This window comes from Cyanobium sp. Candia 9D4 (assembly GCF_024346155.1).
Taxonomy (GTDB): domain Bacteria; phylum Cyanobacteriota; class Cyanobacteriia; order PCC-6307; family Cyanobiaceae; genus Cyanobium; species Cyanobium minutissimum.
This window is the reverse complement of the sequence record NZ_JAGQCK010000005.1, coordinates 33,751-55,837: the sequence shown is the minus strand read 5'-3', so window position 1 is coordinate 55,837 and position 22,087 is coordinate 33,751. Positions and strand designations below refer to the sequence as shown.

The window sequence follows — 22,087 nt, the reverse complement described above, 5'->3', positions numbered from 1 at the left end:
TCCTAGAAGCTGAAACCCAGCTGCAGGCCCGCCGCGAACAGGCCCGGCACCCGGCCGGCACCACCGGGATTGAGGACCCACTGGAGGCTGGGCTGCAGGTTGAAGGACTGGTTGATCCGCATCTGATAGCCCAGCTCCACCACCCCTTCGTGGCTCAGACCGGGCTGGCTGATCGGACTGAAGCCCGTGCGGGCCACGCCGAGGATCAGCAGATCGAGGGGACGGCCCGGCAGCACCCCCTGGCTCACCAGACCACCGCCGATGTAGCTGGGCGTGGGGTTGGCGGCGGTGTCGAAGCCCGCGGCGGTGGCGGCCCAGAGCCGGTGGTCGAGGCCCCAGGGCAGGGCCACGGGCACGGTGGCGCTGCCGTACAGGCCCCGGTTCGGCCCGGTCCCGGCATAGGCCGCCAGCTGCAGCAGCCCGCCGGGCAGCTGCCGCTCCACCATCACGGGCCGGCCGCAGGTCCGGCCCCGGGCCCGGAGGCCGCCAGCGTGGCGGCAGGCGGCGATCGGCTCCCCCAGCCGGCGGTTGAGCCAGGGGGCCGCATAGCTCCACTGCAGCTGGTGGGTCCAGCCCCGTCCGGGGGGAAGGCCGCTGGCGGTCCCCAGGAGCTTGGCGACCTCGTCGGTGGCGGCCAGGTTGAAACTGGCCAGCCGCAGGGTGGTGGCCGGGGTCGGCCGCAGCACCAGCCGGGCGCCCGGCGCCGCCACCGGAAAGACGGGGAAGTTCGGGATCGTGAACAGCACCGGCGCGCCGTTGAGGGCGTCGTGGACGTAGAAGCCTTCGACCGGGGCGCTGAACAGGTCGGGGGCCATGCCCACCAGCCCCGCCTCCAGGCTCCAGCGGCCGTCGGCGGAGCGGCGCTCCAGGCTGGCGCGGGTGAGCCAGAACCCCACCGGGTTGGCCACCTCCTGCAGGGGCAGCGCCGCCCCCACCCGCTGGGCGTAGCTGGGATCGCCGTTGTAGCCGGCGACGGCCAGATGCATCGCCCATCGCTTCCATTCCTGTCCCGCGCTCTCGCCGGTGGGGGCCCGGAGGGTGAGGGCCAGGGTGGTCTGCTGGATCCAGCTCGCCTCCCTCACCAGGCCGCCGACGGGATTGACCATCGGTTCGGCCAGGATCTCCAGGTCCAGATCCACCCAGGCCGGCAGGCCCAGGGTCTGCTGGAGGGTGCCCCAACCCGGCTCCAGCTGGACCAGGGCCGGCTGCGGTGGGGGCGCCTCCGGTGGCGTTGGCTCAGCCCCGGGCCCGGCGGGGAGCGGTTCGGCGTTGCCGGATCCGGTGGCGGCCAGCAGCAGCAGCGCCAGCGCCAGCGCCGGGGGGTGGCCGGAGACCTGCGTTGGGGACGGGGGCGCTCCAGCCATGGCGTCAGCCGGAGGCCTCCCCCAGGACCCGCCAGCTGTGCTCCGCCTGCTCGATGCTGCGCAGGGCCTGGCCGCAGAGCATCAGCCGGCTGGCATTGCGCTGCAGCAGGGTCAGGTCGAACCGGTCCAGATCCGGATCATGCAGGGCCTGCTCCAGGTTCCCCCAGCGGGCCGGCGCGGCCATGGCTGTGGCCGGCGGCGCCGGTCGGTGACGGTGGGGCACCTCGAGGCAGTGGCGCCATTGCTCCAGTCGTCCGGCCACGGTCCGCAGCAGTTCGGCCTGGGCGCTGTGCAGCCCCTCCAGGGGGCCCCGGTCCGCCGGGGTGTGATCGAGGAGCCGCAGCCCGTCGACCACACCCACCAGTTGGGAGCCGGCCCCGTTGAGGAGCTGGAAGAGCCGGAATGTGGCATGGCTGGTGGGGTTGTTGCCGAGCTCATCGGCTACCGCCGGCATGGCCTGGCGCAGGGCCACCAGCTGGCGCCGAAGACCCTGGGCCGTCTCCAGCTCGCGCCGCCGGGCGGCCACCAGGGCCCCCGGCGGTGCAGGGACGGCCGGCGCCTCGAGGCGGTCGGCCTGGGCGACGAGGGCCCCGCCGAGATCGGCGAAGAACCGGCGCAGCCGCTGCCGGTTGCCTTCCACCGCCAGGTCGGGCCAGAACAGCCGCAGGCAGAGCAGGGCCACCAGGATGCCGGCCGCGGTCCAGAACAGTCGCACCGGAACCCAGATGCCCAGTTCACCGTCGTGGACCAGCCAGCCCATCACGATGATGTTGCTGCCCACCTTGTACCCCACCTCCAGTCCCAACGCCGCCCCCACCAGCCGCATCGCGACCAGGGACAGGCTCAGGCCCAGGGGCAGGGGCAGGTGGCTGAGGCCGGTGAAGGAGACCACCAGCACCACCCCGCCCACCACCGACCCCAGCAGGCGCTGGCGCCCCAGGCCGATGGAGCCCCCGTAGGTGCCGGTGCAGACGACCAGCACGGCCATCGGCGCGTAGAAGCCGTAACCCAACGGAGCCAGGGCACCCAGGCCGTTCATCAGCCCCGCGGTCAGGGCCAGCCGCAGCTCGGAGCGGCGGATCAGCATCGGGTCACCAGACTGAGGGTGCGCAGACTGGCCAGCAGCGGATGCTGCTCCTCGGCCAGGGCCAGCAGCGGCAGCAGCGGCAGCGAACGGTGCCGGGCCAGGCTCTGCCAAGGCCCGGGGTCCGGGGCCAGCACCGGCAGGGTGTCCCCCCGGAGCAGGGCCGCCATGCGTGCCATGCCGGCCTGCAGGGGATCGCCGGTCGGGTCCCCGGCCGCCTCCGTGTCCAGGCCCAGCCGGTCGGGGAGGCCCCCCAGCAGCCGCTCCCACTGCACCCAGTGGTGCTGGACCGCCCCCCACAGCTGCAGCCGCTGGGGCCAGTGCTGCCGCTGCAGCCGCTGGCCATGGGGTCCGCGCCGCTCCTGGGCCAGCAGCTGCTCCATCGCCACCAGGTCGTGGCTGAGCCTGGCCGGGGGCAGGGGCTGGGGCCGCTCGCCACGACCCTCGAGCCAGCTGCGCTGCTGCTCCAGCTGGGCGGCGTAGCCCTGGCGCAGCCCGGCCTCCAGCCGCAGCATCCGGTCGATTCCCCGCCGGGGCCAGAACAGCAGCCCCACCACGATGGCGATGACGCAGCCGACGGCCGTGTCCAGGGTGCGGTTGAACACGTAATCCCAGTTCAGGGCCACATGGCTGGGGATCATCAGGAACATCAGGCTCACCAGCGTCGCGGTCCCGGCGGCCGACTGCCAGCCCAGCCAGCGCAGCAGGGGCAGCATCAGCAGCAGCGACACCAGCACCCCCGGCCACCCGGACAGCAGGGTGTGGACCAGGAAGGTGACCAGCCCTCCGGTGATGGTGCCGAAGACCCGCACCCGGGCGGCCTGGAGGCTGAGGTCGTCACCGTCCTCCATGACCGTGACCACGGCCAGTATCGGGTACCAGACGTAGGCGATCCGCTCGAACCAGAGCGACAGGGCGGCGGTGAGGAAGGCGGCCACCCCGAGCCTCAGGCTGTTGCGAAGCAGGGCGGAGCGCACGGACCTCGAGGCGCAGGGGTGGCAGGAGCCTATGGAGGCCCATGGTCCACGGCCATTCGGCGATGCGCCATGGTTGATCTTCCCTTGCCGTGCTGTGGGCAGCCATGGTCCTCTCGCTGAGCCCGGATCTGGAGGCCCTGCTGCGGCTGGGGATGGCGGTGCTCTGCGGTCTGGCGGTGGGCATCAACCGGGCGCACCACGGCAGCCGTGCCCACCCCAACCGCCTGCGGGTTCATGTGCTGGTGGGCATGAGTGCCTGCCTGATGGTCCTGGCGGCCGGCCCCGATGCCCAGGCCCGCAGCCGCGTAATTCAGGGGGTGGCGGCCGGCATCGGCTTCCTGGGCGCCGGCGAGATCCTGGTGCCTCCGGTGCGTCCCAAGCACGGCATCCCGGAGGTGCGCGGCCTGAGCAGTGCCGCCTCGATCTGGTTCACGGCGGCCCTGGGCGTCACCGTGGCCGTCTCCAGCCCCGTGCCGGTCCTGATGGCCCTCGGCCTGGCGCTCATCACCCTCTCCGTTCGCGACGATGGCCCCATCTCCGGCAATGGCGGTGACGGGGAGAAGCCGCCCGGGGAGGTCAGAAAAGGAAACGGTGGCGGCCGTTCGTAGCGTTGGCCTGGCCCTCGTTGTCGGCCTCCAGTGGGTCCTCCGGAGTTGGCCAGACGGCGTCCCAGTAGCTGATGCCGTCCTTGTAGAAGGGGCGGCCGTCCAGCCGCTGGGTGTCGAGCTGGGTGCTGCCCATGGCCGTGATCAATCCCCCCAGCTCCATGGGTCCGAGGTCGGTCTTGATGTCCTTGCGGGCGGCCATCATCAGGGCCGGCAGCCGCACCAGGTATTCGGGGCGGGTGAGTTTGCGGAACAGGGACTTCAGGGCCAGCTGCTGGCGGTCCATGCGCCCGAGGTCACCGGTCTCGTCGTGGCGGAAGCGCAGGAAACCCTCCAGATCCTTGCCGCGCAGGGTCTGCATCCCGGGCTGCAGATCGATCGACAGCCCCTGGCTGCGGTCGACGTAGACCATGCGCTTGGGCACGTCCACCTCGATGCCTCCGAGGACATCGGCCATCTGGCGGATCGACGAGAGGTTGACGACCAGGTGGTGCTGGATGGGACGGCCGAGGCGCTGGGAGATCTCCCGCTTCACCGCTTCGATGCCGCCCAGGTTGTAGAGGGCGTTGATCTTGACCGGCCCGAAACTCTCCGCCTCGATGTACGTGTCGCGGGGGATCTGGGTGATGCTCGTCTGCTTGCCATCGATGCGCAGGGTGGCGATCACATCGGTGTTGCCACCGCCCACGTCGGTGCCCAGAATCAGGATGTCCTGACGGTCCATGCCGCCGCTCCAGGCGGCGAAGGGATTGGTCAGTGCCGGATTTCCTCCGGCGGTGGCCCGGGCCGAGATCAGCTGGGCCAGGGGCCCGGCCAGCAACAGGCCCGCCCCCAGGCCGCAGACCACCGCGAGCAGCACGGGGGTGCGACGTCGGGATGACCTGGGCGGGGCCCCCTTGGTTGGCTGGGCCCCTCTGCTGGGCTGGGACATCTTCATTCAATCCACGCTAAGCCCAGCGGGCTCAGCGCAGGGCCTCCTCGGGCCTCAGCCCCGTCTGCACCCGCCAGAGCGCCGCATAGGCCCCGTTTCCGGCCAGCAGTTCGTCGTGGCCGCCGCTCTCGACGATGCGCCCCTGATCCATCACCACGATCCGGTCGGCGTGGCGCACTGTGCTGAGACGGTGGGCGATCACCAGGGTGGTGCGGGAGGCCGTGATGCGATCGAGGGAGCGCTGGATCGCCGCTTCCGTTTCGTTGTCGACGGCGGCGGTGGCCTCATCCAGCACCAGCACCGGCGGATCCTTGAGGATCGCCCGGGCCAGGGCGATGCGCTGCCGCTGGCCCCCGGACAGGCGCAGGCCGCGCTCCCCCACCAGGGTGTCGTACCCCTGGGGCAGCGCTTCGATGAACCCCGCCGCCTCGGCCAGGCCGGCCGCCCGTTCGATGGCCGCGCGGGTGGCGGCGAAGCTGCCGTAGGCGATGTTCTCGGCCACGGTGCCGTGGAAGAGGAACACCTCCTGGCTCACCAGGCCGATGGCCCGGCGCAGGTCCTGGAGGGACAGCGTCTCGATCGCCACCCCATCCAGCAGGATCCGCCCCGCCTGGATGGGGTACAGCCGCAGCAGCAGCTTGACGATCGTGCTCTTGCCGGAGCCCGTGGCCCCCACGATCCCGATCGTGGCGCCGGCGGGAATCTCCAGGTCGAAGGACGCGAGAAGCCGCTCCCGTCCGGCGTAGGCGAAGTCGACCCGCTCGAAGCGGATCTGGCCGCGGACGTCGGCGATGGGGAGCGGCCGGTTGCCGCTGGGGATGGCGACGGGGGTGTCCAGCAGGTCCATCACCCGGTGGGTGGAGGCCATGGCGCGCTGGTAGTCGTCGAGGGTGCGGCCCAGGGTGGTGAGCGGCCACAGCAACCGCTGGGTGATGAAGACCAGGAACGAATACGTGCCGATGGCGATGGCGCCGCTCCAGGCCTGCAGTCCGCCGATCACCAGGATGGCGATGAAGGCGAACAGGATTGCGAACCGGATCAGGGGAATGAAGGCGGCCGAGAGGCGGATGGCCCGGCCGTTGCTGGCCCGGTAGGCCTGGCTCTGGGCGATCAGCCGCTGCTTCTCCCAGTCCTCCGCCGCGTAGCTCTTGATGGTGAGCATGCCGCCGAGGTTGTTGCTCAGCAGGCTGGCCAGGTCGCCGGCCCGCTCGCGCACCTCCCGGTAGCGGGGGGCCAGGCGCCGCTGGAAGCGGAGGGAACCCCAGAGGATCACCGGGATCGGCAGGAAGGAGACCCCGGCCACCGTGGGGGAGAGGACCACCATGGCCCCGCCCACCGCCAGGACGGTGGTGATCAGCTGCAGGATCTCGTTGGCGCCCTGGTCGAGGAAGCGCTCCAGCTGATTGATGTCGTCGTTGAGGACCGTCAGCAGACGCCCGCTGCTGCCGGCCTCGAAGAAGCCCATCTCCAGGTGCTGGAGGTGGTCGTAGGCCTCGATGCGCAGCTCATGCTGCACCGTCTGGGCCAGGCGTCGCCAGAGGAGGGCGTAGAGGTACTCGAACAGGGACTCGGCGCTCCAGATCAGGAACGAGAGCACCGCCAGCACCCCCAGCTGGCCCGGCACGGTGGTGAAGCCGAGGCCGGCCAGCCAGGAGGTGCGCTGCTGGACCACCACATCGACCGCCAGGCCGATGAGAACGGGGGGTGCCAGGTCGAAGAGCTTGTTGAGGATCGAGCAGGCGGCCGCCAGGCCGACCAGCCGGCGGTGGGGCCGCAGGCTGCGCAGCCCTGCCGCTGTCGGGGCTGGCCCCGGGGGGCCGGCAACGGCCCTGACCGCCGCCGGACTCACCAGCGATTGCCGCCGCCGCCACCACCGCCGTAACCACCACCGCCGCCACCGCCGTAACCACCGCCACCGCCACCGCCGTAACCACCGCCACCGGAGCGACCACCGCCGCCCCCGGGGCGACTGCCGCCGCCGCCGTAGCCACCACCGCCGGCGCGGCCACCGCCACCGCCGCCGCCGCCACCTTCACGGGGTGTGGCCTTGTTGACACGGATCATGCGACCCATCCATTCGACGTCCTGGAGGTCGTCGATGGCCTTCTGCTCGGACGCGTCGTCGGCGAGCTCGATGAAGGCGAAGCCGCGCTTGCGGCCGGTCTCACGGTCGAGGGGCAGGCTGCACTGACGGACCTCGCCGTACTGGCCGAAGAGATCGAGAAGGTCCTCGCGTTCGGCCTGGAACGAGAGGTTGCCGACGTAGATGGTCATTCAAAGAAAAAGCTGGAACGGATTCCTCCGGTGTCGGGAATCCCAGGGAAAGCAGGCGGTCGGCATGGAGCACAGATCGGATCCAGGGATGGATCCGGCTCTGTTGGGCCTGAGCCGTCGATGCGTGCCGAAGGGAGCCAGAACGGCGTGGAATTCCCCGAAGCCTACAACCGTGCCCCGGGGCTCCATGGCGAAGCTTGAAGCAGATGCGAAGGAAAACGAAAAAATCTCCCCACCCCCGCCAACGACGCTCCATTGTCAGCAAACCCTGATCCAGTTGATCCCATGAAAGCCGCCCCTGTGCCCTGGAGCCTCACCTGGCGTGAGAACGGAGAGCTCGGTTCCCAGGATCTGTTCGACCTGCTGCAGGTCCTGGTGGCGAGCGAAAGTCACGAGGTGCAGATGGGCCTGATCGCCGCCGTGGAGCAGCTCTCCGTGAGCGAGCTCCAGGTGACGGCCTGCGAGGAGGTCACCCGCCTCTGCGCCTGAGGCCCTGCCTGGACGCCTGATCCGGTTTCAGATCGGGTAGCGCTTTGAGGTGGCGTCCCGGCAGCTGCTGCGGGCCGAGGCGATGCTGCTGCCGCTGGAGATGCGATCCGCCACGCAGTTGCAGGCGTAGCTGGCCATCCCGTCCGGGGCTTTCTTCCCGGACTGGGCCAGCTCCGTCTCGAAGGCGGAGAGGCAGATGGAGCGCACGACCTCGAGGATGGGGCCGGAGGCGGCCTCAGCCGGGCGCTCCGGCGACCCGAAGGCCGCCAGAGCGACCAGGCCGAGGATCAGACCGGCCTGGCCCGGCAGGAGCCGGGGGCGGAAGGAACGCAAGCGTGGCCGCTGCTGGGAAGGCATGGGGAACAGGGGGGAGGAGCGCCGTGGAAGGACTTCAGGAGCCCAGCCGGGAGATCTGAAGTTCCTTGTTCATCACCCGCAGGCGACGCAGGTCGGCGAAGACGTCGTCGGGCATGCCCTTGGGCAGGTCGACGGTGCTGTGGGCGTCGAAGATGCGGATCTTCCCGATCGATCGTCCGGCCAGGCCGGACTCGTTGGCGATGGCCCCGACAATGTTGCCCGGCTTGACCCGATCCCGCCAGCCCACTTCGATGCGGAACCGTTCCATGTTGTCCTCGGGACCGTCTTCGCCCCGTTCCTGATGGCGGTCGCTGAAGGGGCGGCGTTCCCCACCCCGGTCGCGCTCGCCCCGGTCACGGTCGCGCTCCCTGGTGGGGGCGCCGGCACGGCCCTGGCCCCAGCGCTCCTCGCCCTGCAACAGCAGGGGTTTGCCCCCCAGTCCGAGCTCGAGGGCGGCCAGGGCCAGCTGTTCGGGTGTGCAGGCCTGCTCCTGGGCCACCCGTTGCAGGATCTCGCCCAGCAGGGCCCGCTCCTCGGGATTGCAGGCGGGCTGCTGCAGGGCGGTGGTGAGTTTCTGGCGCAGACGGTCGAGGCGGTGCTGGTTGATGCTGGCGTTGCCCGGCACCTCCATCGCTTCGATGGGCTGGTTCACCGCCCGCTCCAGGCCTCCCAGGAAGCGCCGCTCCCGGGGGGTGAGGAACAGGATCGCCTCACCGCTGCGCCCGGCACGGCCGGTGCGGCCGATGCGGTGCACGTAGGCCTCCCCATCGAAGGGGATGTCGTAGTTGATGACCAGACCGATGCGGTCGACGTCGAGGCCCCGTGCTGCCACGTCCGTGGCCACCAGCACGTTGACCCGGCCGTCACGGAGCCGCTCGATCGTGCGTTCCCGCTGGGTCTGGGGGACGTCGCCGTTGAGAACCGCCACGTCGTAGCCGTGCTGCTCGAGCGACTCGGCCACGGTGAGGGTGATGGCCTTGGTGCGGGCGAAGATGATCACCCCTTCGCTGCCTTCGGCCTCCAGCACCCGTTCGAGCGCCTCGAGCTTCTGGGGACCGTTGACCACCAGGTGGCGCTGGCGGATGCGGCGACCGTCGGCGGCCTTCTGGCGGATGGTGACCTCCGCCGGGTTCTTCAGATGGTTCTGGGAGATCCGCCGGATCTCCGGGGGCATGGTGGCGGAGAACAGCACCACCTGACGCTCGGCGGGCAGCTGCTCAAGCACCCACTTGACGTCGTCGATGAAGCCCATGCGCAGCATCTCGTCGGCCTCGTCCAGCACCAGGCTGCGCAGCCCGGAGAGGTCGAGGGTGCCCTGGCGCATGTGGTCCATCACCCGGCCGGGGGTGCCCACGACGATCTGCACGCCCCGGCGCAGCTGCTGGATCTGGTCGCGGAAGTCGGCGCCGCCGTAGACGGGCAGCACCTTGACGCCCTTCATGCAGGCGGCATAGCTGTTGAAGGCCTCCGCCACCTGCATCGCCAGTTCGCGGGTGGGGGTGAGCACGAGCACCTGGGGGGTGCGCTGGCCGGGATCGAGGCGCTCCAGCAGGGGCAGGCCGAAGGCGGCCGTCTTGCCGGTGCCGGTCTGGGCCTGGCCCACCAGGTCGCGGCCCAGCATCAGCTCGGGGATGGCAGCCTTCTGGATGGGTGAGGGCTCCTCGAAGCCAATGGCCGCCAGGCCGTCGAGCAGCTCCTGGCGCAGGCCGAAGGCGGCGAAGGCGCTGACGGGGGCTGCCGTCTCGGTGGCAGTCGGTTCAGTGGCTGGCGTTTCTGTGGCGGGTGCTTCGGTGACGGCGTCATCGGAAGGGATGACGACCTGGGCAGCGGCGGAGTCCGGAGCTTCGGGGACATCGAGCGCGGTGGCGTTCCCCAGGGAAACGGGGGACGAAGCCGTCTCGGCCTCGCAGGGCTGCGCGAGGGCCGCCTGGGAATCGGCAGCACCGGTGAGGGTGCTGCCGTCAATGATCTGGGTCACGGGATGCGGGAGCCTGGTGAATCCTTTTCAACGCAGGCCGGCAGCGGACCGTTGGAGATGGGTGCCATGCACCCGGGCTGCCTTGCCCTTGCTCAAAGGTTGAAATGAGACTTTACCACCCTGCCGTAATCGTCGTCGAATCGCTCGATGTCCTCCTCCCGCAGCACCGCGCCCAGCTGCACCTCGATGATCTCCAGGTCGGTGGCTCCGGCCGCCGCCCGGTGCAGGGCGCCACAGGGGACGAACAGGGTGGCGCCGGGGGCGGCGGTGATGGCGCCGCCTTCGGTTTCCATCACCCCCTCGCCGGTCACCACCACCCAGTGCTCGCTGCGTTGGTGGTGGCGCTGCAGGCTGATGCGCTGATCCGCCCGGATCCGCAGACGTTTGACGAGGTAGCCGGGGCCTGTGGCGAGGGTCTCGAACCATCCCCAGGGCCGCTGGACCCGCTCAGCCATCGCGGCGCTCTCCAGGAATCGCAGCGAGTGGCACGGGTGTCGGGTGGGACGCGACGGCGGCGGGAGGGCGCGTGTGGAGGTGGGAAAAAGACTGACCGGAACCACCTGGGGCCAGGGAATCCATGGGGTTGTCCCTTTGGACCTCGGGGCACCTGAAGGGAATGCTCCGGCTGGGCCGGTTCACGCCTTCGTGACGATGCAGGAGGGCATTCCTCAAGGGGGGACTCAAGGAATCAAGGGGCTCCCGGAAAGGGAGAGATCCCAGCGGTGGAGACTATTGGAGCAGGGGCTCCGGTGAGTTCGGCCCGGGGGAACCGCGCCGATGGAGGAAGTATGGAGCGAGGCCCAGAGATCCCCCCGGGAGGTTCACTTTTCGTAGACACATTGCCGGCTGTGGCGATGAATGAAGAAGCCTTACGGACCCTCCCCGCCCGTGGGCCCCTCCCCCTGCTCGCTGATCAGCAGGGCCGCCTGCCGCGCCCGGGTCAGGGCGGTGTAGAGCAGCCGCCCGTCGCGGGCGGTGCCGCTGGGCAGCAGCACGATCACCTCCTCGGCTTCGCTGCCCTGGGCCTTGTGGACCGTCAGGGCCAGGGCCGGTTCGGCGGCGCCGGCCAGCTGGCCGGGATGGATCCAGAGCGGCTCCCCCTCACCGTCACCGAACAGCAGGCGGGCCGAGGGCCCGGGACCCCCCACGAGGACGCCCACATCGCCGTTGGCCAGGTCCAGTTCCGGCAGGTTGCGGCGGCAGAGGACGGGGGTTCCCGGGGGGAGATCCTGCAGGTCCTCGCCCCGCCGAGCCCCCAGCAGGGTCCGGTGGATCGCCTCCAGGCCCCAGCGTCCCTGGCGCTGGGGCGCCATCACCAGCAGGCGGTCCCGTTCGGCCAGCAGCGCCCGGCATCCGCGGGGGGAGCCCGGCCGGCATCGCCCCGCCAGCCGGCCCAGGTCGGCCTGGTGGCGGCGCAGCCGCTCCAGCAGCTCCGCCGGCAGGGTCCGCGGGGAGCAGGGGAGCCACCGGAGGTTGTCGGTGTCACCCAGGGCCTGCAGCAACGGGCGGATGGGGGCGACCGGATCCGGGTCCTGCGGGCCGGGGGCGTCCCCCAGCCCCTGGCGCAGGGCGGCGGCCACGGCGGCGATGGCCCCGGCGTTGCGGTAAGTGGTGGTCAGGGTGATGGCGGCGTCCCCCAGCCGGCGGCGGTGCTCGGGCCGCTGCAGGTCCTGCAGCACGGCCCCGGGGGCGATCGGCGGCAGCTGGGCCGGGTCACCCACCAGCACCAGCCGACAGCTGCCGGGCAGGGCCTCCAGCAGGGCACCCATCAGCCCCACATCCACCATCGAGACCTCATCGACCACCAGCAGGTCGAGGTCGAGGGGGCGGCCGCGGTGGCGGCCGAAGCGGTCGCCGCGGCTCTCCAGGAGCCGGTGCAGGGTGGTGCAGGGAAGGGCGCCCCCGGTGGCTGCCCGCAGCCGGCCCGCCGCCTTGCCCGTGGGCGCGGCCAGATGGACGCGGGCGTCGGGCTGGCTGGCCCGGTGGGCCGCGATCATCGCCGCCACCGTGCTGGTCTTGCCGGTGCCGGGTCCCCCCTCCAGCAGCACCAGTCCGTGGCGGAGCACCGCTGCCACCGCCTGCCGCTGCCGGGCGTCGAGGCTCCGGGGGGCACCGGGACCCGCAGCAGAAGGCTCTTCAGCTCCGGGCTCCGCAACACCGGGAGTCTCGCCGCCGCCGCCCGGCTCCAGGGCGCCGGCCCTAACGACCAGGGCCTCAAGCACCGCCTGGCGCTGCCGCTGCCAGCGGCGCCACTGCAGTCGATCGTTCTCCAGGGCCAGGGGCCCGTCCGGATCGCCGCCGAGCGGACTGGCGGCCAGGGCTCGGCGGTGCCCCTCAGGCCAGGCGGCCTCGCTCACCTCCGCCGGTCTCGGGCCCCGCAGATCCAGTTCCAGCTCCCCCCGGGCCAGGGCCGCGGTGAGGGCGGCGATCAGCTCGCCGACCAGGGGATCGGGGGGGGTGCCGTGCAGGCGCGGCAGGGCTTCCGCCAGGCTGAGGGCGAGGGCTCCCACCCAGGGCTGGACGGTCGGATGGGGCTCCCTCATGACGGCTCCTCCCTGGCGCCGTCGACGCCATGGCCGCCCAGGGCCGCATCGAGGGCCAGGACCCGGCCCAGGGGCGGGCGCTCCACGAACATGCCCGGCACGGCTCCGCCCCGCGCCTGCGCCCCCGTTTCCCCGGGCGTGCCGCGCAGGAAGATGTAGGTGTATCCCCCCAGATGGAGCTCGGGGGCATAGCCGGGCAGCCGCCAGGCCAGGTAGCGGTGCAGGGCCACCAGGTAGAGGTGGGCCTGCAGGGGGTAGTGGCTCTGGGCCATCAGGGCGGCCATCGCCTCCCGGCCGTAGTGACGGGGGCCGCAGGCCAGGGGCCTGCCCTCACCGTCCCGCCGGCCCAGCCAGTTGCTCTTCCAGTCGGCCACCCACCAGCGCTGATCCCCGTTGGCCTCGGCGGCGGTGAAGATCAGATCGATCGAGCCGGTGAGGAAGCCCCGGCTGGCCACCGGCAGGCCCCCCACGCTGGCGGCGTAGGCGGCACCGAAGGCGCCGCCGGGGTGGTCGGCGAAGGCCGCCGCCAGCTCCGGCGCCCTGGCGAAGCCGAGGGTGAGATCGAAGCTGAGCTCGTTAAGCCGGCGCTCCGGCCCCAGATCGGCCACCCGCAGGGACCCCAGCCCGCCGCCGAAGGGGGTGAGGCGCACCTGCTCCAGGCCCCGCAGCAGCGGCTCGAGGGCTTCCCCCTCCAGCCCGGCCCGGCGCAGCTCCCGTTCGACAAGCTCCCGGCTGGCCGGCGTGTCGATCGGAACCCGGTAGTCCAGCTGCTCCAGCATCCGGTGCAGACAGTCGCCGGCCCCCGCTCCGCGGGCGAAGCCGGCCAGGGGACCCTGCTCTGGCCACAGGGCCGCGTCGCCGCCCTCCGGGGCCTCGCCGTCGGGGCTGGGATCGCTGGTGTCGCGGCCCTGCTCGAGGGCCGCCTCCGAGACGCCGGCGCCGTGGGCGGCACGGGTCCAGGCGGTGTAGCTGCTGCGACCCCAGCGCGTGTCCAGCGTGCGCAGGGGCACCGGCCCGCAGCGCAGGGCCTCGACCGCCGCCGGCGCCGGCGCCAGCGTCCGCGGCCCCCCCGGCTCCGCGGCGGCCTGGCGCAGCTCGATCCCGAGGGCCCGACCCTCGATCGCCTGCAACCGCCCATGCCAGTCGCTGTCGCTGCGCCCGGTGATGGGGGTCTCGTCCTCGGGATCGGGCAGGGGCTCGTCCGGGAAGAGCCAGGGGAACAGGGGATTGGCCTGCTGGCCCTTCGCCGGCCCCCAGGCGAGCAGCAGCAGGTGCTGGGCCCGGGTGACGGCCACATAGGCCAGCCGCTCCCGTTCGGCCCGCTCCGCGTCCCGGTGCTGGCGGAGCGCCTGCCATCCCCGTCCCCAGGCCGGACGGAGATGAAGGTCGAGCTGGGCGCCGCCGCCAGGGGCCGGATGCCAGCGCAGACCCGCCCGGTGGCCGCCGGCGGTGGGGGTGCCGGCCGCCTGCCACAGGTAGGGACAGATCACCACCGGAAACTCCAGCCCCTTGCTCCGATGCACCGTGATCACCGTCACCGCCTCGTCGGCCTTGTCACTGTGGGCCTGGTGGGATTCGGGGATGGTCCCGCTGGCGCGGGTCTGGTCGAGACGCAGGCGCCGCAGCCAGTCGGCGGCGGCCACCAGGGCCAGCTGTTCCACGTGCAGGCGCTCCTGGAGCAGTTCGGCCACCTGCTGCAGGTCGGCCAGCAGCCGGCCGCTGACACTCAGCCGGGCCAGTCCTTCCCCGTCCACCAGCAGCGAGAGCACCCCGAGCGGTCCGCGATGGGGCAGCTCCCGGGCCAGGGTCTGGAGCCGGCCGGCCAGCTCGCTCCACGCGGCCGGAGCGGCCTCGGCGATCTGCCGCGCTGACCAGCCGATCAGGGGGGAGGCGGCCAGCAGGCGCAGGCGGCCGGGATCGGCCGGATCGGCCAGGGCATCGAGCAGCCGCTGCAGGGCGGTGGCGGCCGGGCTGGCGAACACATCGGCCTTGCTCACCAGCCGGCTGGCGATGTGCCGGCGCTCGAGCGCGCTGCGCAGGTCCTCCGCCTGGCGATGGCTGTGGACCAGCAGGGCGATGTCGCGGGCGCGCAGGGGCAGGGACGGCTGCCCGTCGCCCCCCGCCAGGACGGGGGCCTGCTCCAGCAGCTCCAGGACGGCGTCGGCCACGAGAGCGGGCAGCCGGGCCTCCAGGGCACTCCGGCTGGGCAGGGCATCGCCCGCCGCCCGCTTGCCCCCCAGCCAGAGCAGGCGCACCGGCGCCATGTCGTCGGGCCCGCTTCGCCGCGAACGGGCCAGCACCGCCGGCACCGGCAGGCCGGAGCGGGGCAGGCCCGACGGCGCCATCAGGCCGTTCAGGCTCCCGATCAGCGCCGGAGTCGAGCGGCGGTTCTCCTGCAGCGCCAGCACCCGCGCCGCGCTGCGGCGGGCCAGCCGGTAGGTGTCCAGGTCGCCGCCGCGGAAGCGGTAGATGGCCTGCTTCGGATCCCCCACCATGACCAGCAGGTGGGCATCGCCGGGGAAGGCCAGCCGCAGGATCCGCCACTGGACCGGGTCCGTGTCCTGGAATTCATCGATCAGGGCGGCCCTGTAGCGCTCACCCACGGCCCGCAGCAGGGGGGTGGGGGCCGTGGCCTCCGGGCCGGGGTCGAGCCCCTCCAGCAGCTGGGCGAAGCCGATGCTGCCGCTGCGGGACCGCCTCCGGGCCAGCTCCGCCCGCCCCCAGTGGCAGCCATGCAGCAGCACCGTCTCCGCCGGGCCCTCGCGCACGGAGGCCACCGCCTCCAGGAGCCCGTGGCCGGGCAGCCGGATCGGCCGCTCCGGACCCTCCGCCTTGCGGGCGGCCTTGCAGAAGGGGTCGGGGTGGAAGTACGACCCCAGTTCCTTCTGGGCCATCAGGGCGGCATAGCTGCCCCCCTCCGGCTGCTGGGTGAGCCAGGCGTCGACCACCTCGCTGCGATCGCTTCGGGGCTTGACGGTATAGGTCTTCGAGGCGCTGGCTCCAGCGGCCCGCCACTGGGAGGCGGCGGCGCGGAAGGCCTGCTCCAGGTCCCGGCCCCCGTCCGACCAGGCCTGCCGGAACCGGGCCCAGGGGGCCTCCCAGAGGGCCTCCAGCTGCTCGGCCAGCGGGCGCTCCAGCCCCAGACCCGCCGGCAGGGGATCGAGGGCCAGGCCGGGGTCGCCATCCAGCTGGCCCAGCAGCCGCTCCAGGTCCCCCAGGTCGATGGCCTCCGCCAGCCCCTCCACCAGGTGCAGGGGCAGGGCCAGCACCTGCTGCTGCCAGTAGTCGTGGGCGACCTGGCGCACCAGGTCGGCGGCGTCGGCCTCCAGCGTCAGCTCGGGGGGGCGGGCGGCTTCCATGGCGTGGCGCCGCAGGGTGCGCTGGCAGAAGCCGTGGATGGTGGTGATGTCGGCGGCGTCGAGTTCCTCGAGGGCCAGCAGCAGCAACCCCTGCACCGCGGCGCGGGCGGCGGGCTCGGCCGGCTGGCGCGCCAGCCATTCCACCAGCACGGGATCGGGTGCCGCCCAGCCGTCGGGGGCCTGGAGGCCGGTGAGGGCCTCCTGGAGCCGTCGGCCGATGCGATCCCGCAGTTCCGCCGCCGCGGCGTTGGTATACGTCACCACCAGCAGCTCGCGCAGGCCGATGCGCTTTTCCACCAGAAGCCGCAGCACCAGATGGGCCAGGGCGAAGGTCTTGCCGGTGCCGGCGCTGGCCTCCAGCAGCACGACGCCGTCAGCGAGGCTGACGCCGTTGGCTTCAAAGGGCCCGGGCTCGGCGGGGCCGTCCCCGGCGGCAGGCGTCATCGCTCCACCTCCGCCGCCAGCAGGGGGGAGAAGAGCTCGCTGGCCAGGGCCAGGAGCTCCGGCGTCAGCAGATCGTCCGCCGCCAGGCCGGCGCCGAAACAGGCCTCCATCTCGGCCCGATCGCGCTCGCCGGCGTGGAAGCCGGAGCCTTCCCAGGTCCCGGCGGCCCGGGCCCGTCCCTGGCCAGGTTTCTTGCGCTCGCCTGCCACGTGGCTCCAGCCCGTCTCCGGCGGCACCGGCCAACCCCGGGAGCGCCACTGCCGCTGCAGGCCCGCCAGACGGTCGAGCTCGTCCCGTGCCGCCTCCTGCTCCGGTGCCATGAGCTCCAGCACCGGCACGTAGCCATCGCCGTCCCGGGCGATCAGCACCCCCCGGCTCGGGCGGGGACCGGCGGCGCTGGCGAGCAGCAACTGCAGCCAGAGCTCCAGCCGGTGGCTGACCCGGGCCTGGGCCGTGTGCGCCAGCACAACGGCCTCGCCCCGCCAGGGGATCGCCGCCTGCCAGGCACCCCAGTGGTGGCTGCGGCGCCGGGGGGGGCCGAGGCCCTCCAGGGCGTTCACCAGGCCCGTCCAGCGGCGCTGCAGGAGCTCCGCCTCCATCGCGCCCGCCGCCCCGGGCGGCAGCAGGCCCTGACCCCGGTGCCGGTCGAGCCAGTCGGCGGCCGACCGGGGGGCCTCTCCGCCGGGCTCGGCATCGCTGCGCTCCAGCGTCCCCCGCAGCAGGGAGGAGCGCTCCCGCTCCCCGAGGGTCAGGGCCTCGAGGTCGTCGACCCGCTTCTCCCACTCCCCGGGCCGCAGGCCCAGGGACCGTAGCCAGTGCTTCTGGGGGGCCACCAGCCAGTCCCGCAGGTCGGTGTAGGCGTCGCTCCCGCCGGCGGGAGGCGCCTCCTGGGGGGTCGCCCCGGCCAGGAGCGCCGCGGGCGGCACCGGCCGATCGCCGGCCAGGCGGCGCACCGCCTCCAGCAGCCGCCGGTCACAGCTGGGCGCCTCCCGCCCGCCTGCGGGCAGGAAGTTGCGCCGGTCGAGGGGGTTGGCGGCGTGCTCCACCAGCAGTTGCCCCATGGCTTCCGGATCCAGCTGGCCGGCCAGCCACTGCAGCCACTGGCGCACCGGCCCGGACGGGGGCAGGTCGGCGCCGCTCCGGTCGTCGCGGCAGCTCCAGCTGAGCAGCAGGTGGTCCCGGGCGGAGAGCAGGGCCTCCATCAGCACGTAGCGGTCCTGGTCGGCGGGGTGGGGATCGCCGAGCTGTCGCTGCCCCTCCATCAGATGGAAGGCGGGACGGTCGCCCGCCCGGGGAAACTGCCCCGCGTCCAGCCCCATGAGCACGATCACCCGGTAGGGGATCGCCCGCATCGGTTCCAGGGCACTGATGGTCAGGGCGCCGCTGCGGTGGCCGAAGCGGCCGCTCTCGGCCCCGAGCAGCTCCTGCAGCGCGGCCGCCACCACCGGGGCCTCCAGCGACAGGGCGCAGGCCTCGGCGGCCGTCTGCCAGGCGTCGATGGCCCCCATCAGCTCGCTCCGCTCACCGGCGATGTCGCCCGTGTCCCTGAAGAGGTCATCGATCAGCCGCCGCAGCCGCTCCGCCCAGACGCTCACCGTGCCGCCCCGGCGCAGCTCCGCCAGCCAGTGGCGCAGCCGCCCCAGCAGGTGAAGCCAGCGCCCGGTCAGCTCCATGGGCACCCCCGCCTCCCAGGGGGCGGTCTCCCCGGGCGCCAGGCGCGCGTCGGCGGGCAGCACCAGACCCAGCAACAGCCGATCGATCGTCCAGGCCAGGCTGTGGCAGGGCGGGTCCTTCTCCTCGCCGTCCAGGCCCCAGCGGAAGCCCGCCTCCTGCAGGGCCTCCACCAGGCGGGCCGCCTCGCCCAGCTCGAGGCCGAACCGCTCCAGCAGGGGCCGGCTGCCCAGCAGGGTCTCCAGGCCGGTGGCGGTCAGCCGGGTGCCGGCCAGCTCCAGGAGCTGCAGCAGGGTGCTGCCCAGCCCCGCCCCGTCCTGCTGGCTGCGGTCGGTCAGGCGCCAGGGGAGTTCCACCTCCGTGGCATGGGCATCGCCGAACACCGAGGCCACCAGGGGGGCGAATCCGTCGATGTCGGGCGTCATCACCAGGATGTCCCGCGGTTCGAGGGTGGGGTCGGCCGCCAGGAGCTGCAGGAGACGGTCGCGCACGATCTGCACCTGGCGCAGCCGGCCGGGACAGGCGTGGAACTCCAGGGAGTGGTCCTCCGGATCCAGGGCCAGTGCCGGCATCCGCTCGGCATCGGCCAGTTGCTCCTGCAGCTGGGCCAGCAGGGGGGGCCGGGTGGTGCCGGCGGCGGGCGAGAAGAACAGGTCGCGCTCCTGCTCCTCCCCCAGCTGGGCCTCGCCGGTGCCCTCCAGCAGCTGCTGGAACTCCCCCCCCAGGCGGCCGAAGCGGGCCTCCAGGCCCGGGGCCTCCAGCAGCCAGGCGGCGTCGAGGGGCTGGCTCAGGGCCAGGGCGTCGCTGAGCTCCCGGCGGCGCTCGCCGCAGCGCTGCCAGAGATTGCGGCAGGGCGTCAGCAGGTAGAGGTCCACCGGCCGGTGCCGGCTGAGGGCCTGCAGGAGCTGCACCTGGATCGGGGCCATGCTGCTCAGGCCGAAGAGGCGCAGGGTGCCGCCGCCGGCCGCTGCCGGGGGAGGGCTACCGCGCCGCAGTCGGTCGATCAGCGTTTGCACCCGGCGCCCGAACGGTTCGGCGCCCAGCTCCGCCCGCAGGGTGCGATACAGCAGGGGCTGCCAGCACTGGCTGTCGGGCAGGGGCCGGCCGCGGCCATCGATCGCCTGCCCACTCTCCCAGGCCTGCAGCAGCTCGGGCCGGTAGAGGGCGTAGTCGTCGAAGGCATCGGCGATGGCCCGCCCCAGCTGCCAGTGGCCCAGTTCCAGCCGCGGTCCCGCCCCCCTGTCCGCGAGCCAGCGGCGCAGCGGCTCCCCCTCCGGCGCGGCGGCGACCGCCGGCAGCAGGTCGAGCAGGGGCCAGACGAGCCGGTCGGCACGCCAGGGATCGACGGCCCCCGCCGTGGGGACCTCTCCGACGGGGGCCAGCAGCTGATCGACCAGCTGGCGCAGGTGGCTGCCGGGGAAGGGAAAGCGCAGGTTGGCGGCGATGCCGCCGAGGTGCTCGGCCAGCTGCTCACCGAGCCAGCGGCTGGTGGGCCAGGTGTTGACCACCACCTGGACCTGCTCAAACGGGTCGGGAGGGGTCAGGCGGAGCTGGGTGGCCAGCAGGCGGGCCAGGAACTCGGCCCGGTTGCTGCGAAAGACCGTCAGCAAAGGGGTGGGCTCAGAGGGCCCGGCTCATCGCCGAGCCGGAGGTCGGGGCCGCCATCGGGCGGTCCGCCGCCGCCGGGTTGCTGACCTGCCGCGTCTGCCGTGTTTCCGGGCAGTAGGCGGTGAGATCACCGCCGTAGCAGGCGCCGGTGTCGAGCAGGACGATCGAGCCGACGCGCCGCAGGCCGGGGCCGGGCGTGTGGCCGACGATCACCTCGCCGAAGCGGTCGTCGTAGGCCTGCCAGAAGGCCAGCCTCACGTTGAGGTCGGGCTGCCAGGTGCGGGGATCGAAGCCGGCATGGGTGGCCACCCAGCCCTGACCCCAGTAGGCGAGGGGCAGCTGGTCGAGGCGGTCGCGCCAGAGGCGGCAGCGGGCCTCCCCCAGCTGGCGGTAGGTGTCGTTGCCGTTCAGGTCGGGCCGGCCGGGGGCCAGGCCCGTGTCGAGCTGACGAACCAGATCCCGCTCGTGGTTGCCCTTGAGCCACACCGCCCGCTGGCGACGCACCAGGTCCCAGACGAGGTCCATGGCCTCCTCGATGCGGGAGCCGCGGTTGATCACGTCGCCGCAGAACACCAGGCGATCGCCCACCGGCAACTGGACCAGAAGGCGTTGCAGAGCGTCCGCGCATCCATGCACATCACCGATGACCCAGTGCTGGGGTGGACGGTGATGGGGTGGACGCCGGTCCGGGAACGTCATCAAGAGGGAAGCTTCCCCCCAAGTCTTGCCTCTGGAGTGGGCTTCTGTCACCCCCGCCGGCGCCGGCGGGGCTCCAGCGCTGATACGGTGCGCCCTCGGTGCACCCTGGAGGCAACGGGCGATGGACCTGAAGGATCTGCCGGTCACGCAGCGCGTCAACGCCCTGGTGAAGGCCCTCGACGGGGCGAAGCGCACCAACGAGGCCCTGGCCCGCTGCAGTGACGGTGAGCAGATGCTGGATGTGCTGCTCGATGCCTCGTCGCGGCTGGGGCTGGGTCTGACCCGCTGGGAACTGCAGAACACCCCGCCGATCCGGGACTGGATCTGGTGGAAGAACAAGGAAGCCCCCCTCACCATCGGCGACAGCAAGCCGCGCTACCAGCAGGACGGCGGCCAGGGCAGACCGCGCCCCGCCGGATCGGGCCAGGACGAGGGTCCCGACGAGCCCCGGCGGCGGTTCCTGGGCCTGTTCTGAGCGGGGCCGGACCGGCAGGCGCCCCGTCCAGCCCCTCGCTCCGGGTCAGTTGAGGGTGGCCAGGGGGTCGGGGATCGTGGCGCTGGGGGCCTCGAAGCTGCCCACGGCCACGAACTCCAGGCGCAGCTTCATGAAGGTGATGAACTTCTCGTCGGTGGACACCACCGCCGCCGCCGGCCGCGGAACGGCGGCCACGGTGGCCGCCAGCTCGGGGGCCTCCAGGAAGGCGGGACGCTCCAGGAGCCAGAAATCGATGGCCTTGTCCTTTTCGGCGTAGTTGCGCCGGCGCTCGCGCAGCACCTCCTCCAGGGGTTCCTCCTCGAGCAGGAAGGCGCGGCTGGCGGCGACGAAGTGGTAGCGGGTCATGGCGGGAGGGGCCTCAGGGCTGGCGGTCGCCGAACAGCGGGTCGCGGCGGGGATTCTGCACCAGCGCCCGCATCTGGCGCACCGCCTCCTGGAGGCCCACCACCAGGGCGCGGGCCACGATCGTGTGGCCGATGTTCAGTTCCTCCATCCCCTCGATCGCGGCGATCGGCTCGACGTTGTGATAGGTGAGGCCATGGCCGGCGTTGACCCGCAGGCCGAGGCCCCGGGCGATGGCGGTGGCTTCGGTGATCCGGGCCAACTGGAACGGCTGCTCCCCCCAGGCGGCTTCCGCATAGGCGCCGGTGTGCAGTTCCACCCAGCGGGCGCCGCACTGGCGGCAGGCCTCCAGCTGGGCGTCGTCGGGGTCGACGAACAGGCTGACGCCGATGCCCGCCTCCATCAGTCGCCCCGTCAGGGGCGCGAGGCTCTCCACCTGGCCGGCCACGTCCAGGCCCCCTTCGGTGGTCACCTCCTCGCGGCGTTCCGGCACCAGGGTCACCATGTCGGGCCGGACCCGCAGGGCGATCGCCTCCATCTCCGCGGTGGCCGCCATCTCCAGGTTCAGCCGGGTGCGGACGGTGGCCCGCAGCAGCTCCACGTCCCGGTCCTGGATGTGGCGCCGATCCTCCCGCAGGTGCACGGTGATGCCGTCGGCGCCGCCCAGCTCGGCCAGCAGGGCGCAGCGCACCGGGTCGGGCTCCACGGTGCGGCGGGCCTGCCGCACGTTGGCGATGTGGTCGATGTTGACCCCGAGGCTGGCCATAGGCGGCGGGTGGCTGAAGCGATCCTGATGGCACCGTATCGGTCTCCGGGGGTGCGGCCGCAGGCCCAACTGCCCGCCGCGGTCCGGCAAGGGGGGGATC

18 protein-coding genes are annotated in these 22,087 nt (G+C 72.7%); 3 read left to right on the top strand and 15 right to left on the bottom strand.

What is annotated here, in order from left to right; translation table 11 throughout:
- Window positions 1–2 precede the first annotated feature (2 nt).
- Genes KBZ08_RS11500 through KBZ08_RS11490 form a run of 3 tightly spaced genes read right to left on the bottom strand, consistent with a single transcriptional unit; the run spans window position 3 to window position 3,425 of the window.
- On the bottom strand, window positions 3–1,364 hold the full coding sequence (locus tag KBZ08_RS11500) for a carbohydrate porin (protein WP_254973072.1): 1,362 nt from the start codon (window positions 1,362–1,364) through the stop codon (window positions 3–5).
- Window positions 1,365–1,368: 4 nt separating this feature from the next.
- Window positions 1,369–2,451, bottom strand: a complete 1,083-nt coding sequence (locus KBZ08_RS11495; protein WP_254973070.1) for an FUSC family protein — start codon at window positions 2,449–2,451, stop codon at window positions 1,369–1,371.
- Window positions 2,445–3,425, bottom strand: coding sequence for an aromatic acid exporter family protein (locus tag KBZ08_RS11490; RefSeq protein ID WP_254973068.1), 981 nt, complete (start codon window positions 3,423–3,425; stop codon window positions 2,445–2,447). Before KBZ08_RS11490 ends, KBZ08_RS11495 begins: the two co-directional genes overlap by 7 nt.
- Window positions 3,426–3,529: 104 nt before the next feature.
- On the opposite strand from KBZ08_RS11490, the gene KBZ08_RS11485 reads away from it, so the two are divergent.
- Window positions 3,530–4,033: an MgtC/SapB family protein gene (locus KBZ08_RS11485; RefSeq protein WP_254973066.1), complete on the top strand. Its 504-nt coding sequence runs from the start codon at window positions 3,530–3,532 to the stop codon at window positions 4,031–4,033.
- Here KBZ08_RS11485 and KBZ08_RS11480 read toward each other — a convergent pair.
- From KBZ08_RS11480 to KBZ08_RS11465, 3 genes are all read right to left on the bottom strand, one after another.
- Entirely contained in the window at window positions 4,002–4,889 is an 888-nt protein-coding gene (locus KBZ08_RS11480) for an LCP family protein (protein WP_219904440.1), read from the bottom strand. The two genes, KBZ08_RS11485 and KBZ08_RS11480, sit on opposite strands and share 32 nt — an antisense overlap.
- 103 nt (window positions 4,890–4,992) lie before the next feature.
- Window positions 4,993–6,747, bottom strand: coding sequence for an ABC transporter ATP-binding protein (locus KBZ08_RS11475; protein ID WP_254973246.1), 1,755 nt, complete (start codon window positions 6,745–6,747; stop codon window positions 4,993–4,995).
- A 59-nt stretch (window positions 6,748–6,806) separates the two neighbouring features.
- Entirely contained in the window at window positions 6,807–7,235 is a 429-nt protein-coding gene (locus tag KBZ08_RS11465; RefSeq protein ID WP_254973063.1) for an RNA-binding protein, read from the bottom strand.
- Between the two features lie 285 nt (window positions 7,236–7,520).
- On the opposite strand from KBZ08_RS11465, the gene KBZ08_RS11460 reads away from it, so the two are divergent.
- Entirely contained in the window at window positions 7,521–7,724 is a 204-nt protein-coding gene (locus KBZ08_RS11460; protein WP_106222630.1) for a hypothetical protein, read from the top strand.
- 27 nt (window positions 7,725–7,751) lie between these two features.
- On the opposite strand, the gene KBZ08_RS11455 is transcribed toward KBZ08_RS11460, so the two are convergent.
- From KBZ08_RS11455 to KBZ08_RS11415, 7 genes are all read right to left on the bottom strand, one after another.
- Entirely contained in the window at window positions 7,752–8,057 is a 306-nt protein-coding gene (locus KBZ08_RS11455) for a hypothetical protein (RefSeq protein WP_254973061.1), read from the bottom strand.
- 58 nt (window positions 8,058–8,115) lie between these two features.
- Window positions 8,116–10,059, bottom strand: a complete 1,944-nt coding sequence (locus KBZ08_RS16375) for a DEAD/DEAH box helicase (protein ID WP_315861258.1) — start codon at window positions 10,057–10,059, stop codon at window positions 8,116–8,118.
- 92 nt (window positions 10,060–10,151) lie between these two features.
- Window positions 10,152–10,514 carry a phosphomannose isomerase type II C-terminal cupin domain gene (locus KBZ08_RS11440; RefSeq protein WP_106222633.1) on the bottom strand — a complete coding sequence of 121 codons (363 nt, stop codon included), beginning with the start codon at window positions 10,512–10,514 and terminating at the stop codon, window positions 10,152–10,154.
- A 414-nt stretch (window positions 10,515–10,928) separates the two neighbouring features.
- Window positions 10,929–12,602 (bottom strand): ATP-dependent RecD-like DNA helicase, encoded by a 1,674-nt coding sequence (locus KBZ08_RS16370; protein ID WP_261359305.1) that lies wholly within the window; start codon window positions 12,600–12,602, stop codon window positions 10,929–10,931.
- A complete protein-coding gene (locus KBZ08_RS11425; protein ID WP_254973058.1) occupies window positions 12,599–16,405 on the bottom strand; it encodes a UvrD-helicase domain-containing protein in 3,807 nt (1,268 codons plus the stop codon). The genes KBZ08_RS16370 and KBZ08_RS11425 overlap by 4 nt, the downstream gene beginning before the upstream one ends.
- The gene (locus KBZ08_RS11420; RefSeq protein WP_254973056.1) at window positions 16,402–19,686 is read right to left on the bottom strand and encodes an exodeoxyribonuclease V subunit gamma; all 3,285 of its coding nucleotides are present in this window, start codon (window positions 19,684–19,686) and stop codon (window positions 16,402–16,404) included. The genes KBZ08_RS11425 and KBZ08_RS11420 overlap by 4 nt, the downstream gene beginning before the upstream one ends.
- Before the next feature lie 10 nt (window positions 19,687–19,696).
- The gene (locus KBZ08_RS11415; RefSeq protein ID WP_254973054.1) at window positions 19,697–20,383 is read right to left on the bottom strand and encodes a metallophosphoesterase; all 687 of its coding nucleotides are present in this window, start codon (window positions 20,381–20,383) and stop codon (window positions 19,697–19,699) included.
- 121 nt (window positions 20,384–20,504) lie between these two features.
- Here KBZ08_RS11415 and KBZ08_RS11410 point away from each other — a divergent pair, with 121 nt between their 5' ends.
- The gene (locus KBZ08_RS11410; RefSeq protein ID WP_254973052.1) at window positions 20,505–20,858 is read left to right on the top strand and encodes a hypothetical protein; all 354 of its coding nucleotides are present in this window, start codon (window positions 20,505–20,507) and stop codon (window positions 20,856–20,858) included.
- A 45-nt stretch (window positions 20,859–20,903) separates the two neighbouring features.
- Here the strand turns inward: KBZ08_RS11410 and KBZ08_RS11405 are convergent, their stop codons facing one another.
- Window positions 20,904–21,224 carry an MgPME-cyclase complex family protein gene (locus tag KBZ08_RS11405; protein ID WP_106222638.1) on the bottom strand — a complete coding sequence of 107 codons (321 nt, stop codon included), beginning with the start codon at window positions 21,222–21,224 and terminating at the stop codon, window positions 20,904–20,906.
- 13 nt (window positions 21,225–21,237) lie between these two features.
- A complete protein-coding gene (locus KBZ08_RS11400; protein WP_254973050.1) occupies window positions 21,238–21,987 on the bottom strand; it encodes a pyridoxine 5'-phosphate synthase in 750 nt (249 codons plus the stop codon).
- Window positions 21,988–22,087 lie beyond the last annotated feature (100 nt).